The sequence below is a fragment of the Ralstonia sp. ASV6 genome, assembly GCF_016429285.1.
Classification (GTDB): Bacteria; Pseudomonadota; Gammaproteobacteria; order Burkholderiales; family Burkholderiaceae; genus Ralstonia; species Ralstonia flaminis.
Genome location: NZ_JAELUI010000032.1, coordinates 30041 through 45533 on the forward strand (window position 1 = coordinate 30041; position 15493 = coordinate 45533).

Here is a 15493-nt window from a genome sequence, read left to right on the forward strand (position 1 = left end):
TGGGGCCGGGATTATTTCAGAGCGCGCCTCCCGCTAGGTTAAGAGAGCTTAGTGTGCGAGCGCCGCATCCAAGGTTTCTGGCGTAAGCAGGCCGCTTGATGCGTGGCGCGTGCCATCGGCACGCAGGATGATCGTGCGCGGCATCTCGCCTTGCCAGCCGGGGTCCAGCGCGGCACGCATGCGCTCGGGCATGGCCTCGGCATTGGCGTATTGCGGCGTGCGCGCGAGGCCGATCTTGCTATCACGCGCCAGTGGCGCCAGCGCGCGGTTCATCATGTCGGCCTGTTCCGGGCCGTCCATCGCCACCATCACCACATCCACGTTCTGTTTGGCAGTGTGCCGCCATTGCGCGATACGGCCGATGTTCTCACGGCAATAACTGCAATCGAGCGACCAGATCTCGACGATGAGCGGGCGAGCGCGCGGCGTCTGCAACAGCGTCGGCACATCACGCGCATGCAGCGGCTGGAAGTGCAGCGCTTCGGCCGCCTGCGCGGTGATAGCGGCAGCAAAGAGTGCCACCCCCATCGCCAACGTCTTCAAGCGGATGCTCATAGCGCAGCCTCCAGCGTCGCGTTGGCGGGAACGGCGCTGGTTACGTCGATCAGCCGATAGCCTTCGGCCTGCGTGCGCCACGACAGATAGATGTGACCATCGCGCGCGAGCAGTTGCGGATGGTCGCTGCCGCCATCGGTGCTTGCCAGGCTGACCGGCGCTGTCCAATGTGCGCCGCCGTCGGTCGACTTGCGCAGCAGGATCTGCATGTGGTCGTCGGCAAACTGCTTCCAGACGAGCCACAGCACGCCATCGGTGGCGAGCAGCGTCGGGTGCGATGCCTGCGCACCCGCTTGCGCGGAACCCGCAAATGCCCAGGCACCGCCAATCGGCCGGCCGTCCGCCGAGAGACGGCTGTAGAACAGCGCCGGCTTGTCCTGCTGCACCGAGAACCACGCCATGTGCCGTACACCATCGGCTGTCACAGCCAACGCTGGACCATGGTGCGGGCACGCATCCACACGCCACTCGGAGAACGTCGCACGCGTGATGGCAAACGGCGTGTTGTCGACGGGCAGGGTCGCCAGCGCGTGATCGCGAATCTGCCCGGCAAACACGTTGCGCCACAGCGCCAGCATGTGGCCGTTGGCATCCGGCGCCAGCGCAATGCGGCAGCACTCGCAGGTCTGGTCGATGACCTTGCGCTCAGGCGCGAACGTTGCGCCCCGGTCGGTAGAGACGGTGTAGTACACCGCCGCACCGTCATACGGCTGCTTTGCCGCCTGCGCGCGCAGCAAGTCGCGCTTGTCGATCCACGTGACGAAGATGCGGCCCGCGCCGTCCACCGCAATCGAGTCAAAGCGGTGTGTGATCGGCTGGCGATCGTGGTGAACGATGATGGGCGCGCTCCACGTCCTGCCGCCGTCCAGCGAGCGCGAGAAGCGCACGTAGCCCGTGTATGGCGCATCGAGCGGGCGCGACCAGCTCACGTATAGCGCGCCATCTGGGCTGGCGATCACCTTCGGCCGGTTCTCGCCGTCGGTGTAGATCGGCTCAGGCTGCGGGTTGATGCGCTGCGGCTTGGAGAGCGTCTTGCCCAGGTCATCGGACGAAGCGACCACCACGTGCTGCCCCTCGGCCCAGGTCACCCACAGCTTGCCCGCTTTGTCGAACGCGGCCGTGGTGGCGAGTTGCGGCTTGGCAGCGGCCTTGCCGGCCATGCCACCGTGCTCGTGCCCTTCGTGTGCCGGGGCCAGGGTGCTTGCCAACGCCAGCAGAAGACCTGCCGCCCATCGGGACAGCTGAGAAATCGAGTGCATTACAGACGCCATTTCAGTTGCCCATAGAACGTGCGCGACGGATACGGGTGGTACACGAAATACTTCCGATCGGTCAGGTTGTCGACGCCAAGCGCCAGCGTGAAGTGCTTGTCGATGCGATAGCTGGCTTTCAGATCCACCGTGAAGAAGCTGCTGGTGCCGCCATAGACGTTGGGCAGCACATCGGTGTTGTCGAGCGTGCCGTATTGCCGGCCCGAATAGCGTACACCCGCGCCCACCGTCCAGTCCGGCGTGGCATGCCAACTCGCGAATAGGTTGGCGCGTACGCGCGGCATACGCGGCCAGGTCTTGTCGACGTAGGTGGGGTTGGCGGCATCGGCCAGCGTTTTAGATTGCGTGAAGGCCACATTGGCTTCCACGTCGACACCGCGCACGCCCAAGTCATGCAGCACGTTCTGCCCCGAATAGGCCAGTTCGATACCACGCGTGCGCACGCGGTCGACGTTCTGCACGTTGGTCACGTTGGGCGTGACCAGGATGTTGGTCTGCGTGTAGATGCTGTCGCGCACGTCGCTCTGGAACAGGCTGGTGCGCAGCGTGCCGTAGGGCACGGCCTGCTCGACGGTGAAGTCGAAATCGTTGGCACGCTCGGGCTTGAGGTTCGGGTCGTTGTTGACGATGGTGTTGCCGCTGATCGTGCCCTGGAACAACTCCGCCACCGTCGGGAAGCGCACCGCACGGCCATACGACAGGCGCAGTAACGTGTCTTGCGTGGCCTGCCATTGCAACGCGGCCTTGGGGCTGAACGCGTCTTCGGTGCGGCTGGCATAGCCCAGCGTGGTGCCGCCATTGCCGAGCTGGCCGTTGTAGGCACGCCAGCTTTCATAGCGCAGGCCGAGCGTTGCCAGCCAGCGCGGCGCAAAAGCCCACGCGTCCTGCAGGAAGACGGCCTGCGTCTGTGTATCACCCTGGTAGCTGGACTTGAGCGTTGAGAGTGCCTCGGTCGACCAGTTCGTCGCATTGAACGTCTGGTTGCGCAGGTGATACTGGTCGTAGTGGTAGCCGGTAGTGAAAGTGTGGCCGGACACCGTGGGCGAGATGGCCTTCACGTCGAAGTTGGACCAGCCCGTGCCATCGCCGTAGAACACCGTGCCGGGGCCGTTGCCGGCAGCCGTGTTGGAAGCACGCAGGATGTCGCGCGTGACGTTGTAGGCCGACGCGTTGGCGTCAATCTTCCAGCCACCCAGCTTGCCCTTGACCCCCAGGCCATAGAGCCAGTTTTCCTGGTCGCCGTTCTGCGGGGCGAAGCTGTTCTGGGCGATGGTGTACGGCGTACCGTTGATGAGCACGTTGCCACCCGTGACGACGTTGCCGGCCGCATCGCGCAGGAAGCTCAGAGCCTGATCGTTGTAATGGTTCTCCCAGTGGCCGAGCGTGAGTGAAGCCTCGAGACTGTCGCTGAAGACATAGCCCATGCGCAGCGTCTCTTGCAGTTGCTGCGTGCGCTCCAGCATCTGCGGCCCGAGAATCACGCGCGGCAGGCCATTGGGACCGAGGTCTTGCTTGGCGCCCGTCACAGGCACTGGCGTGCCCCCCGGGGTGAACCTGGAATTGGGCGTGGCGTACTGCATCGGCTGGCTGTCGTTCTCCAGCCGGTCGACCGACAGCGCGTACCAGAACTTGCCGATGCGATCGCCCAGCGATGCGCTCTCGTGGTTGCCGGTGACGTTGCGCGAGAACCCGTACGCATCGCTGAAGCGCTGGCTCATCACCTGCGTCTGCGCCGCGGCCTCGAAGGTCTCGGGCTTGCGCAACGTCATCGAGATGGTCGTGCCCATCGAGTTGCCTGGCAGCAACGCCGAGAACGGTCCATACAAAATATCGACGCGCGCCAAATCATCCGGCCCGACCATTGACCAGCGCGGCGGATAGCTGTAGCTGGAGCCCAGCAAGTTCGAGAGCAGGATGCCGTCGGCATACAGCAGGCCGCGTGCGCTCTGGATCTCGTTGAAATCGCGGCCGGCAAAGATGGAGTTGCGATCACCAATGAAGCGGCGGCGCACCATCACATTGGGCTGGTACTTGACGGCGTCTTCGGTGGTGACGACGTTGCGGTCGGCCAGTTGGTCAGCGGTGACGGTCTGCACCACGGCAGGCGTGTTACGGGCGAATGGCGCGGGTGCGGCGTTGGCGCGCACCACGGTGGGCGCGAGTTCCTGGGCGACGAGCGCGGGGGCCTGCGCAGTATCGTCGGCGGCAAAAGTGGACAGCGGTGCCGCTGCGCTCAAGGCGAGCGCAGCACGGCACATCAGCGAGCGCTTGGGGCGGGCAGCCGCAGCGCGCTTGTGGAATGACATCGGGTGGTCTCCGGATTGCGATGGCGCCGGCCATGAACACGAACATGCGTGCGGCCAGACGCAAAGGCGCCGCGAGGCTCAACCCCGCAGGCGCATCAGATCGACAACGACGGAGATGCAGGAGGCGCGCGCGACTCGGCCACGCGCAGCGCACTGCGCGCATACACGGGTGCCGGGCTGGCCGGCTGCCGCACGCGATAGATGAAATGGGCGGTAGGAACATCCAGCGCCGGCGGCGAGGCCAGCGCAAACCCGGCGGCAAACCCCGGGCAATACAAGCAGTGCGCCACGCTGTGGTGGGCAGCCGGATCACCGGACGGATCGTTGGAGCCATTGCCTTGCAGGTCAATGGACACCTGTACCGTGCTGCCATGCGGTGCCGTTGCGCTGCACAGGTCAATGGCGAGCGTGCCCGTGGCTGCCGCGCGTGCGGAAGCGAGCACCGGCGACAGTACATTCAGTACGATCGCAAGCCAGACGAGAGCGAGCCAGCGGCGATGGAGCATGGGGTGGGACGGTGGAGTCCGGGGAGTATAGCGCTGCACATGGTTCCCCGTTTTGCCTGCGACGTACTGTCGCGCATGCACAAACTGTGTCGATCCGGTTGCAGTCCGTCCGGATTTATCCTTAATTATGGTGTCAGCTATAATTTATACCGCGATCCATAATCGAGCCTAAAGCCATGGCATCCACCGATTCCGACACCGGCCGCTTCAACTTCCACCGTCAGGACCTCGCCCACACGCTGTGCGACAGCCTGGAGGGCAAGGGCCTGGCCGATGCGCGCTCCGGCCTGTTCCTGGCGGCGCCCCGGCGCACCGGCAAGAGCACGTTCCTGCGCGAAGACCTCGTGCCGGAGGTCGAGCGCCGTAAATGGATCTCCATCTACGTCGACCTGTGGGCCGACCGCGCCCGCGACCCCGGCCTGCTGATTGCCGATGCCATCAAGTCCAAGCTGGCCGAGTTCGACGGGCCGATCGCCAAGCTCGCCAAACAGGCCGGCATGGAGAAGGTCGAGGTACTGCGCGCCTTCACCTTCAACCTGGGCAAGATCGGGCTGCCGCAGGGCATTACCCTGGCCGATGCGCTGGATGTGCTCTACAAGGCAGTGCAGCGGCCGATCGTGCTGATCATCGACGAGGCGCAGCACGCGCTGTCGACCGAGGCAGGCACCAACGCCATGTTCGCGCTCAAGGCCGCGCGCGACCAGATGAACCAGGGCGTTGAGGAACCGCGTCTGTTTCTGGTTTTTACGGGCTCCAACCGCGACAAGCTCGCCAACCTGCTGCTCAATCGCACGCAGCCATTCTTCGGCTCGCGCGTGACCAACTTCCCGCTGCTCGGCCGCGCCTATGTGTCGGCCTATACCGCGTGGGTCAACCAGCACTTGGCGCCCAACAACCAGTTCAAGGAAGACGACATCTTTGCCGCCTTCCAGCTGGTCGGACACCGGCCGGAGATGCTCAAGGGCATCGTCAGCGAGATCGCGCTGGAACTGGGCGAGGCCGCCAGCCTGGGCGAGCTGCTCAAGCGCGGCGCACAGGGCTTTCGTGACCGCATCTGGGGCGAAATCGAAAGCGAATACAGCGCCTTGACCGAAATCCAGCGCGCCGTGCTGGCGGTGCTGATCGAGCGCGGGCAAGGCTACTCACCGTTCTCGGAGGACGCGATGAAAGCCTACGCCGCCCGCCTGGGCCACAGTGATTTCTCCACCGCCACGGTGCAAGCCGCACTCGACGCGCTGCGCGACAAGAACCTGATCTGGAAGGAGTCGCGCGGCGCGTATGCGCTGGAAGACGAAAGCCTGGCGCTGTGGTTTCGCGAAACGCGCGGCGCGCACGCCGTACCGCCCAAGCTGGGTGCCTAGGCATGCGCCGCGTCTTCTTTGTCGTGCTGCCGCATGTTCACATGCTGGACCTGGGCGGCCCGATGCAGGTGCTGGAGTCGCTGGCCGGGCTCGGGATTGCATCCGTGCCGCTGCGCTGCGTCGGCCCGCGCCATGAAGTCACAAGCGCCCAGGGCGCCGCACTGACCGCCCTGCACCCATTACCCAAGCACCTGGAACGCGGCGATGTGGTCATTGTCATCGGTAGCCGGCTCGCACTCGACACGCCCGTCACACCCGAACAGCTGGAAGCGATCGCCTGGCTGCAAACGGTGGTGGCGCCTCGGCTGCCAGAGATCACGCTTGCCAGCGTGTGCACGGGCGCCTTCCTGCTGGGGGCCGCCGGCCTGCTCGATGGGCGCCACTGCACGACGCATCACGACTACCTGGAGCGGCTGCAGAAGCGTTATCCGGCCGCGCGCGTACTACCCAACCGGCTGTTGCTGGAAGACGCAGGGTTGATTACGTCGGCAGGCGTGTCGGCGGGTATCGACCTGGCGTTGTTGCTGATCGTCCGGCATTTTGGCGAGGCGGCGGCAATCCGCGTAGCGCGTGAGAATGTCGTGCCATTCCGGCGGCTAGGGCATGACCCCGCTCTCGATGCGCAACTGCGCTACCGCAATCACGGCCATCCGGTCATTCACGCGGTGCAGGATTTTCTGACAGCGCAACCCGCCAGCACACTACCCTACGAGGCCTTGGCAAGCCGCTTCGCTGTGAGCTATCGGCACTTGGCACGCCTGTTCCAGCAGGAATGCGGCGTCACACTCAAGCAATATCAGCAACAGTTGCGCATAGCGATGGCACGCAGGCTGCTCAAGGGCGGCGACTGGCCCGTCGAACGCGTGGCAGAGGCCTGCGGCTTTGCCAGCCCGCAGGCCTTTCGCGCAGCTTGGCGCCAGGAAGAAAGCGTACCACCCGCTCGCTGGCGCGCCCAGGCCTGATCGTTTAGCGCTGCTCCGGCGCAATCGCACGAATGGGCGCGGCAAACTGTGCGAATGCGTCCAGATCCACTGGGCGGTGCTTGACGACTGTGCCGGCCGGATGCTGCGCGAGATCGTTGTTGTCCTTCCAGTTTTTCGACGGCCGGATCGGACGGGCAGCAAAACCGCCACCACAGTTCGGACAGACGTTATCCAGAAGCGTATCAACGCACGTTGCGCAAAACGTGCACTCAAACGAGCAGATACGGGCCAGCGTCGATTCCGGCGGAAGGGCGCAATTGCAGTGTTCGCAGGTGGGGCGGAGTTCCAACATGGCTGCCTCGGTCAAGTTGAGAAAACATGCCATCACGATAGCCATGCCGCACATAGCCCACCATCTGCAAACCGGACAGCAATGGAAAAAATCCTGCCATCAGAATTGACCAATGGCTACCGTGGCCCGACCACCATCCTCACCGCCGGCGTGCGGCCCAGCCCCCTCGTCACGATTCAGGCGCGCGATGGCGCCGCGCGAGGCATTGCTGGCCACCGTCGATTGCGCGATGGCGGCATGGGACGCCATGGTCAGCGCCCGCTAAACTGCAGACATCACACGCACAACATCACAAGATTTCTCGGGGAAGAGTCATGGCACGCAACCGCACCCTGTGGCGCTCGCTTGCAGCGGCGTTCTGCCTGTTGTCGGGCATCGGCACCGCCGCCGCACAAGACGCATCACCGCAAACGCCAAGTCACTGCCCGCCGCCGGCGTCCGACTCCATTCCCAAAGACGGCTGGGCCGCTGCCGCCCAGCGCGCCACCGACCACGGCTTGCTCTGGCGGATCGAGAAGGACGGGCGCACATCGTGGCTGTACGGCACGATCCACGTTGCACGTGCCGACTGGATGCTGCCTGGGCCCACCATCCGCGATGCACTCAAGCACAGCGATGCCGTTGCACTCGAGCTGGACCTGCTCGACAAGGAAGGCAGCCGCAAGGCATTCGCCGCACGCAAGACCAAGGAGGATGTTCGCCTGGTGAGCGGCCGCCGCGGCGAGCGCCTCGACAAGCTGATCGCCGCCGCGTGCCTGCCCGACACCGCGCTGACACAGATCCGCAAGTTCCAGCCGATCATGCAACTCGCCTCGCTGTCGGCACTGGGGCTGCGCGCCGATGGGCTCTACCCCGATTTCGGCATCGACCTGTTCCTGACCACCTATGCCAACAGCGTGCACCTGCCCATCGTTCCGCTGGAAACGCTGGCCGACCAACTGCGCGTGCTGGACGAGATCGTGCCGAAGAACGAAATGGTGCAGCAGTTCGACACCGAGCTCGACGCCATTGAATCGGGCGAGGCGCGCACGCAAACCCTCACCCTCGCCAATGCCTGGGCCGATAGCGACCTCAGCACGCTGGAGCGCTATCCGCAGTGGTGCGATTGCCTGAAGACGCCATCGGACAAGCGCGCCTTCAAGCGCCTGGTAACCAACCGCAACCGTGCCATGGCCGACAACATTGCCCGCGTGCATGCGCGTGGCCAACGTGTGTTTGTCGCCGTGGGCGCACTGCACATGATCGGGCCGCAGGGTTTGCCGGCGCTCATGGCTGCGCGCGGGTTTACAGTCACGCAAGTGCTGCCGCCGGCAGCTTCGCACTGACCCGCGCTGGGCGTGAGCGCTTCTTGGCGGGGGCGCCCCGGCGGCAACCACAGTTGTGCGCATGCTGTGCCATATCGCAGCAGCCCCACCGCACCGTGCCAAAATCGCCCCCATCCTGACTGCCTCGGCGCCGACCTGTACCCGTGGACTTCCTCCGCATCGCCCTCCTGTTTGCCGTCACCGCCCTGGCGGAAATCGTCGGCTGCTACCTGCCGTGGCTCGTGCTGCGTCAGGGCAAGCCCATCTGGCTGCTGCTGCCGGCGGCGGTGTCGCTCGCGCTGTTTGCATGGCTGCTGACACTGCACCCAACGGCGGCCGGACGCACGTATGCGGCGTACGGGGGGATGTACATCGTCGTGGCGCTGGTCTGGCTGCGCTTGGTTGACGGTATTTCCCTCACGCGCTGGGACGTCGGCGGCGCAGCCATCGCGCTGATCGGCATGGCGGTGATTGCGCTGCAACCGCAGGCAACCTGATCGATTGCACGCGATATTTACGCTTTCCTGACCAAAACGGAACGCTAAGCCACGGCTAGGATCGGAAGGAGGATCATTGCTGTCGGCAACCGCGCAGTCAGTCACCGCGATCGGTTACCGTCAATTCAGTCCTTTTGTCGATGGAGGGCACCGATGCCTGCCGCAATCCTTAAACATCTTGTCGTGGCATCAGTGTTGATGTCCGCAGCCATGACCGCTTCTGCACTGACGACGTCCTCCGCCACGTTCTCCGATCAGGAGCTTCAGGCGATGCTTGCGCAAAGCCGCCCGGTGCGGTCTGACCAGACCGCCGAGCCGACTTCAGAGCCGAGGCTGCGCATCGGCCTGTCCGATTCGAGCACTGAACTCGTGCTGCCGTGGTTTCTTGCTGAACTGGTCAACGCTGTCAACCAGCGCACCTCGCCCCAGGATCTGGCAAAAAAATGCGCGACGGAATCTGACCGGGCGCCCGCCTCAATGGCCGGTAAAGAAAACCTCCCGCACAAAAGCCTGCACGTCTTTACGGGATTTCTGGTACGCGGCCTCGTTGCGCCCGACATGCGCGCCCAACGACACGCACCCAGCGAAGAAATCCCGGAGCTTGGCGGGTTCAATGATTTCGCCAGTGCGCTCGGCGGTTGCTGTCCACGTATCGATATCCCACCGCACAACACCGCATGACGTCGACTTCGTGGCCCGGCCCAGGTAAGCCAGCGCAACAGTGCTATCCCACCCGTGCCGAGCGCTGTCATAGCGGATCGTCCGCACAGGCACACCGGCATCTGCGTAGCGCTTGGCCAGTTGTTCGCACGGCTCGGGCATCACGTAATCGTCATCTGCCCCCACCAGATTGAGCATGGGCGCGCGGCTCAGGTCAGGCGACCAGTACACCTGGCCGCACGCCGCATACACCGGAATATGCAGCGCAAACTTGAGATCGCTCTTGATGACGGCGCGCCGTAGCGGTTCCTCTTCTGTCTGAAAGGCCACCGTACCGCCACGCGAGAACCCCATGATGCCGATGCGCGCGGGGTCGATGCGGGGGTGGGTCGCCAGCAGTTGCAGCGCTTGGTAGGCATCGACCATGTCGGCCGAGTGAGGCACACGCGTCTGGTCCTCCACGGTGCGCTTCACGCCGCGCGGCTCGAAGATGTAGATCACAAAGGTGGCGACGCCGATCTCGTTGAGTGCCTGCACCCATTGCGCCATGGCAGGTTCCACACCGCCGCTACCGTGCACGAGCACGATGGCGGGCACCTTGGCGGCGTCCGTCTTGGGCAAAGACAAGTCGCCCCAGACTTTCTGCTCAGGCCAATTCTGCCGACGCTCGCGCACCAGATCGAACATGGTCTTGGGGGTGAAGCTGTTGAACTCGATCCGACCTTGGGTATCCGGTTGCAGCGCCTGCGCCGCCGCCGTAGGCGACAGCATCACAGCAGCCAGCCATATCAGACAAGAAACCCACCGGTTGAAGTGCGATGCATGGCCCGCTTCGTATCGCATGACACATCCCCTTGCGCGATGATGGTTGATGTCCCGTAGAACCATCTTAGGGAGAACCGCCAGCACCGCAATACCATGTGCCACCGGGTACGCTCCGGCAGCCGTCTTGCAGGCTGTACGTCTATACAGCGACTTCCGTGACGTTCCGCCCTGCGGGCTGGTTCCTCCATGCCCGCGCCGGCGTGCCCAGGCGCGCCGCCAACGAGTACTTGCCTTTATTTTTTATAAACAGAGATAACAATTGTTTTGCAACCCAACGACTGAAGATTGCCCTGCAAGACCTTGCTTGATGGTGTAGGTAGGATAAAACCCTTGGCCACATTCAGACTTGGCACATGAAGCACTCGCTTAAATGAATGAAAAATTTGTCGTGTAAGTTTTCGTAAACATCAATTTCGCATCAAAATTACAAAGCTAAAAAATAGACGCGACACTCCATTGACACGGCAAATTTTGCCTCTATGATTCAACCACTCTTTTGACGCCAGACGAATGGCGTGAACCGAGCAAAACACCCAAAAGGTGTATAAAACGGCCACCGAGATAACCCACAATGGCCTGACAACTATCCTGATCCGGGAGACAGCATGTTGTCCGCAAGATCACAACAAAGAGATGGAACACGAGCACAACCTGGGCGCATAAGAACATGTGAATTCCATGCCCGGAATCAGCCCCCACTGCACCATTGCCGTGCATCTGACGCTTGGTCTGCAAATGGCGGCACCACGCTATTGAGCAACCCAGCCTCTCCATTCACCCTCGGTGGAAGCGGTGGCGCGAGTTCGCCACCAGAACCCGCTGTCGACCTTGTTCTCCTCAAGCCACCGCCCTCTGGTGACCGTGACTGGACTTAGCGCTTTTCAATGCAGATCAGGAATGCTTTTTTGATTCTTGATTTGCATGAAACCCGCCGCTAAAGCGCCGATCGCACCGATCATATTATTGGCATTCATCGTTATCGCTTTCTTGATCACTGCGTGAAATCGTTTTGATTTCCCCGGTGAAATAAAAGCGTGCGTCGATTATTTTGCCCATTTTTGGTGATTTCTTCGCCAGGCGGCTTTTTGTTTGTTCGTATCTCATCAATGACAGGGATGCAAATGAAACCAAACCGTAGTTCCAGTGGTTATGGCCTTGGCCGTTCTCCTTCTTTGGGGCGGCTGGTCGGCGTTGGCGCGCTGCTTGTCGGCATATCGCTTGTCACCGGGTGCGGGGGCGATGACGGCAGCCCCGTGGCGTCCGCAGCGAGCGCAAACCAGACAGACGTGACCGCGAAAACCGTGCAGGCCAACCAGCCCTATGTGGACCCGGTCGCATATTCGTCCAATGCGACGGATAGCCTGGATCCGTCACAGGTGTCCGAGAATGCCGCGGTCATGCACTATCAGTGGACGGCCGGCACCACTCCGGTGAACTACACCACCACGACCGGCCACCTGACAGCATCGGATGCCAGCGGCAACCCCGAGGCGACAATGTCATACGTCGCGTACACGGCGCCCAGCACCAACGGGCAGCCGCGGCCTGTCACCTTCTTCTATAACGGGGGGCCGGGTTCGTCGTCGATCTGGCTGCGCCTGGGCTCATTTGCGCCCACCCGTGTCGCTACGCCGGATCCGCTGCTGACCAACTGGCCGAACTACACCCTGGTGGACAACGCGGAGAGCCTGATCGCCACCACCGATATGGTGTTCATTGATCCGCCGGGGACTGGCCTTTCCGAAGCGATTGCGCCGAACACCAACCAGTCGTTCTGGGGCAGCGATGTCGACGTCAACGTCATGCGTGACTTCATCCAGCGCTACCTGACGGTGAACAGCCGCAGCAGCTCGCCGATCTATCTGTACGGCGAGTCGTACGGCACACCGCGCACCAACATGCTGGCGCTTGCGCTGGAATCAGCAGGCGTGCACCTCACCGGCATCGTGCTGCAGTCGTCCATCCTGAACTACTTTGCGGATGCGGTTGAAGCCACCGCCATCGAGAACTCAACCGCAGGGTTGAAGCTCGCGACCGATACGCTGGTGGGCTACTACCCCGGCTATGCCGCAGTGGCGTCTTACTTCAACCAGGTCTCGCCAAGCCAGCCGAGCCAGTCAGCGTTTGCGACGCAGTCTGAGCAGTTCGTCACGAACAAGTACAGCACGTTCAAGACGTACGCAAACTCGTGGGCGCTTAGCCAGTTGGGCTCTCCGAACGCGCTCGGCACGCCCAAGTTCCCGTCCAAGTCGACGCTCGCGTCGTGGGAATCGCCTTCCGGCCTGACGCTGCAGGCGTTGACGGGGTACTTCAGCAAGACGCCGTTCCAGACCACGCTCCTGCCGGGCACGACGATTGGCCGTTACGACGGGCGCGTGTCGCTGCCGAACTCGGATTCGCGTCTGGCGAGCGACGGGGACCCGTCGGACATCCTGATCTCGCAGCCGTTCACCACCGCGCTGCAAACGCAGATGCCGAACTACCTGGGCTATACCGCACCAAATGCGACGTTCGTGCCGCTGAACGACAACATCATCGGTTCGTGGGACTTCTCGCATGATGGCCAGCCGCTGCCGGATACGCTGCCCGATCTGCTCGCCGCCATTCAGATGAACCCGCAGCTGAAGGTGCTCTCGTCCAACGGCTACCACGATCTCGCCACGCCGTTCTTCAACACCGAGAAGCAGCTGGCACGCCTGCAAACCGTGTCGGGCCTGAACCCGAAGCTGCAGGTCACGTTCTACCAGGGCGGGCACATGATCTACCTGGATGACGTTGCCCGGCCCCAGATGAAGAGCGATCTGGTGGCGTATTTCGGTGGCCAGTCCATTCCATCCGCACTGACGCTGGCAACGCTGCCGGCGCCGTGGGCAGACGAGAACCCTGCTGGCACGCCAACACTCACAGCACAAGCTGCACATTAATCTTGATGAAGGAGTGATCATGTCCCTTATGAACACTGTGCGGCACATGCTGCCCGCCATTCTCCTCGGTGCGCTGGTGGGTCAGGCATACGCATCGCCCACCACACAATCTGTGGCCCCGGTGACGTTGCCCAAGGGCGGCCACGGCGTGGATGGCCCGTTCTTTCCGGCCAATAAGGCCGCGCCTGCCGCCTCTTCCACGGGTGAGCAATTGCAACAGGAGGCCCAGCAGCGCCTTGTGAAACGGCTGAGTGCAAACGCGGCGCTGAGCAACGGCGGTTCGATCACCAAAGCGCAAGCCCAGGCCAGCGGTCTGGGCTACGTGGCAAAGCACTTTGACCAGATCGACACAGCCCATTCGGGCCAAGTCTCGATCAGTGATGTGCAGCGATACGTGCAACAGCGCCACTAAGCAGGTCTGACGCACGCAAGCGGGCCTTGTCGTGCGCAAACACGGTGGTGTCGCGCCCGTTGCCAGGGTGTGACATCACCGTTCTCGCTTTTGATCGACGGGTCGCACGGTGCTGTATATTTATACAGTTATTTTCTGCGACGCCCCCGCCGTGCTTTCCGCTTCTCCCACCCCCGACACCGCCAATGGCTCGGTCACTCCGGGTTACCTGGCCCAACTGAACGACCAGCAGCGCCAAGCGGTCGAATTCGGCATTTCCGGGGCGGATGCGGCCGCAACAGGCCCGCTGCTTGTGCTGGCCGGCGCCGGGTCGGGTAAGACGCACACATTGGGCTGGCGTGTCGCACACCTGGTGGCCAACGGGGCCGATCCGCAACGCATTCTGCTGCTGACGTTCTCGCGCCGGGCCGCGAGTGAACTGTCCAACCGCGCCGGCCACCTGCTGGCGCGTGCCATGCAGGGCGAGCGCGGCGCCAGCGCGCTGAATGCCGCCGGCACGTCATACCAGACCACCCTGCCCTGGGCCGGCACGTTCCACGGCATCGGCGCACGCCTGCTGCGCGAATACGCCGAACGCGTCGGCCTCGCACCCGACTTCACCATCCACGACCGCAGCGATTCCGCCGATCTGCTCAACGTCGTGCGCCACGAGTTGAGCCTGTCGACCAAGGAGCGCCGCTTCCCGCTCAAGCAGACTTGCCTGGCGATCTACTCGCGGGCCATCAATGCGGAGAGCCCGCTCAACGCCGTGCTCAAGCATCACTTCCCGTGGTGCGCGATGTGGGAAGCGCAACTGCGCACGCTGTTTGATGGCTACGTAGAAGCCAAACAGGCCCAGCACGTGCTCGACTACGACGACCTGCTGCTGTACTGGCACGCGATGGTGTCCGACGCCGAACTGGCCGCCGAGATCGGCACGCGCTTCGACCACATCCTCGTCGACGAATACCAGGACACCAACCGGCTGCAGTCGTCCATCCTGCGGGCGCTGCGCCCCGACGGCCGTGGCGTGACGGTGGTGGGCGACGATGCACAGTCGATCTATGCATTTCGTGCGGCGACGGTGCGCAATATCCTCGACTTCCCGCGCCACTTCACGCGGCCGGCACACACAGTGCTGTTGGAGCGCAATTACCGCTCGACGCAGCCGATTCTGGATGCCTCGAACGGTGTGATGCGTTTCGCCACGGAGCGCTTTGCCAAGACGCTGTGGACGGACCGTGCGTCGACACATCGCCCACGGCTGATTTCGGTGCGCGACGAAGCCGAACAGGCGCGCTGTGTGGCCGAGCAGGTGCTGCATCAGCGCGAAGGCGGCTTGGCGTTGAAATCTCAAGCCGTGTTGTTCCGCACAGCCAGCCACAGTGCGCCGCTGGAGATCGAGCTCACGCGCCGCAACATCCCGTTCGTGAAATACGGCGGCCTCAAGTTTCTGGAAGCGTCGCACGTGAAGGATGTTCTCTCGGTGCTGCGCTGGGCCGAGAACCCCCGCAACCGCATCGCTGGGTTTCGCGTGATCCAGTTACTGCCCGGCGCCGGCCCTGCCACCGCCGCGCGCGTGCTCGACGCCATGGCCGAGGCGGTGGACCCGATTGCC

General features: G+C 63.3%; 14 protein-coding genes. 7 read left to right on the forward strand and 7 right to left on the reverse strand.

The window, feature by feature from the left end; all coding sequences use genetic code 11:
- Positions 1-48: 48 nt before the first annotated feature.
- The 4 genes from JHD73_RS08550 to JHD73_RS08565 all read right to left on the reverse strand — a co-directional run bounded on the left by JHD73_RS08550 (position 49) and on the right by JHD73_RS08565 (position 4638).
- Positions 49-555 carry a redoxin domain-containing protein gene (locus JHD73_RS08550; protein ID WP_199029733.1) on the reverse strand — a complete coding sequence of 169 codons (507 nt, stop codon included), beginning with the start codon at positions 553-555 and terminating at the stop codon, positions 49-51.
- Positions 552-1826: a sialidase family protein gene (locus JHD73_RS08555; protein ID WP_199029735.1), complete on the reverse strand. Its 1275-nt coding sequence runs from the start codon at positions 1824-1826 to the stop codon at positions 552-554. Before JHD73_RS08555 ends, JHD73_RS08550 begins: the two co-directional genes overlap by 4 nt.
- Complete coding sequence (locus tag JHD73_RS08560; RefSeq protein WP_199029737.1) at positions 1814-4132, reverse strand: TonB-dependent receptor; 2319 nt, start codon at positions 4130-4132, stop codon at positions 1814-1816. Before JHD73_RS08560 ends, JHD73_RS08555 begins: the two co-directional genes overlap by 13 nt.
- A gap of 95 nt (positions 4133-4227) precedes the next feature.
- Positions 4228-4638: a DUF2946 domain-containing protein gene (locus JHD73_RS08565; protein WP_199029739.1), complete on the reverse strand. Its 411-nt coding sequence runs from the start codon at positions 4636-4638 to the stop codon at positions 4228-4230.
- Between the two features lie 176 nt (positions 4639-4814).
- Here JHD73_RS08565 and JHD73_RS08570 point away from each other — a divergent pair, with 176 nt between their 5' ends.
- Together JHD73_RS08570 and JHD73_RS08575 are read left to right on the forward strand one after the other, a co-directional pair.
- Positions 4815-5999 (forward strand): hypothetical protein, encoded by a 1185-nt coding sequence (locus JHD73_RS08570; protein ID WP_199029741.1) that lies wholly within the window; start codon positions 4815-4817, stop codon positions 5997-5999.
- Between the two features lie 2 nt (positions 6000-6001).
- The gene (locus JHD73_RS08575; RefSeq protein ID WP_199029743.1) at positions 6002-6961 is read left to right on the forward strand and encodes a GlxA family transcriptional regulator; all 960 of its coding nucleotides are present in this window, start codon (positions 6002-6004) and stop codon (positions 6959-6961) included.
- A 4-nt stretch (positions 6962-6965) separates the two neighbouring features.
- Here JHD73_RS08575 and JHD73_RS08580 read toward each other — a convergent pair whose 3' ends face one another.
- Together JHD73_RS08580 and JHD73_RS08585 are read right to left on the reverse strand one after the other, a co-directional pair.
- Complete coding sequence (locus JHD73_RS08580; RefSeq protein ID WP_199029745.1) at positions 6966-7274, reverse strand: DUF1272 domain-containing protein; 309 nt, start codon at positions 7272-7274, stop codon at positions 6966-6968.
- 99 nt (positions 7275-7373) lie between these two features.
- Positions 7374-7523 carry a hypothetical protein gene (locus JHD73_RS08585; protein WP_199029747.1) on the reverse strand — a complete coding sequence of 50 codons (150 nt, stop codon included), beginning with the start codon at positions 7521-7523 and terminating at the stop codon, positions 7374-7376.
- Between the two features lie 65 nt (positions 7524-7588).
- On the opposite strand from JHD73_RS08585, the gene JHD73_RS08590 reads away from it, so the two are divergent.
- Both JHD73_RS08590 and JHD73_RS08595 read left to right on the forward strand, forming a co-directional pair.
- On the forward strand, positions 7589-8599 hold the full coding sequence (locus JHD73_RS08590) for a TraB/GumN family protein (protein WP_199029749.1): 1011 nt from the start codon (positions 7589-7591) through the stop codon (positions 8597-8599).
- Positions 8600-8742: 143 nt separating this feature from the next.
- The gene (locus tag JHD73_RS08595) at positions 8743-9075 is read left to right on the forward strand and encodes a YnfA family protein (protein WP_199029751.1); all 333 of its coding nucleotides are present in this window, start codon (positions 8743-8745) and stop codon (positions 9073-9075) included.
- A gap of 474 nt (positions 9076-9549) precedes the next feature.
- On the opposite strand, the gene JHD73_RS08600 is transcribed toward JHD73_RS08595, so the two are convergent.
- Positions 9550-10506 carry a dienelactone hydrolase family protein gene (locus JHD73_RS08600; protein WP_233176849.1) on the reverse strand — a complete coding sequence of 319 codons (957 nt, stop codon included), beginning with the start codon at positions 10504-10506 and terminating at the stop codon, positions 9550-9552.
- A 1175-nt stretch (positions 10507-11681) separates the two neighbouring features.
- Here JHD73_RS08600 and JHD73_RS08605 point away from each other — a divergent pair.
- From JHD73_RS08605 to JHD73_RS08615, 3 genes are all read left to right on the forward strand, one after another.
- Positions 11682-13484: a peptidase S10 gene (locus tag JHD73_RS08605; protein ID WP_199029755.1), complete on the forward strand. Its 1803-nt coding sequence runs from the start codon at positions 11682-11684 to the stop codon at positions 13482-13484.
- Between the two features lie 19 nt (positions 13485-13503).
- Positions 13504-13896 carry a 2-oxoglutarate dehydrogenase gene (locus tag JHD73_RS08610; RefSeq protein ID WP_199029757.1) on the forward strand — a complete coding sequence of 131 codons (393 nt, stop codon included), beginning with the start codon at positions 13504-13506 and terminating at the stop codon, positions 13894-13896.
- 151 nt (positions 13897-14047) lie between these two features.
- A partial coding sequence (locus JHD73_RS08615; RefSeq protein ID WP_199029759.1) for an ATP-dependent helicase occupies positions 14048-15493 on the forward strand: 1446 nt, incomplete at its 3' end.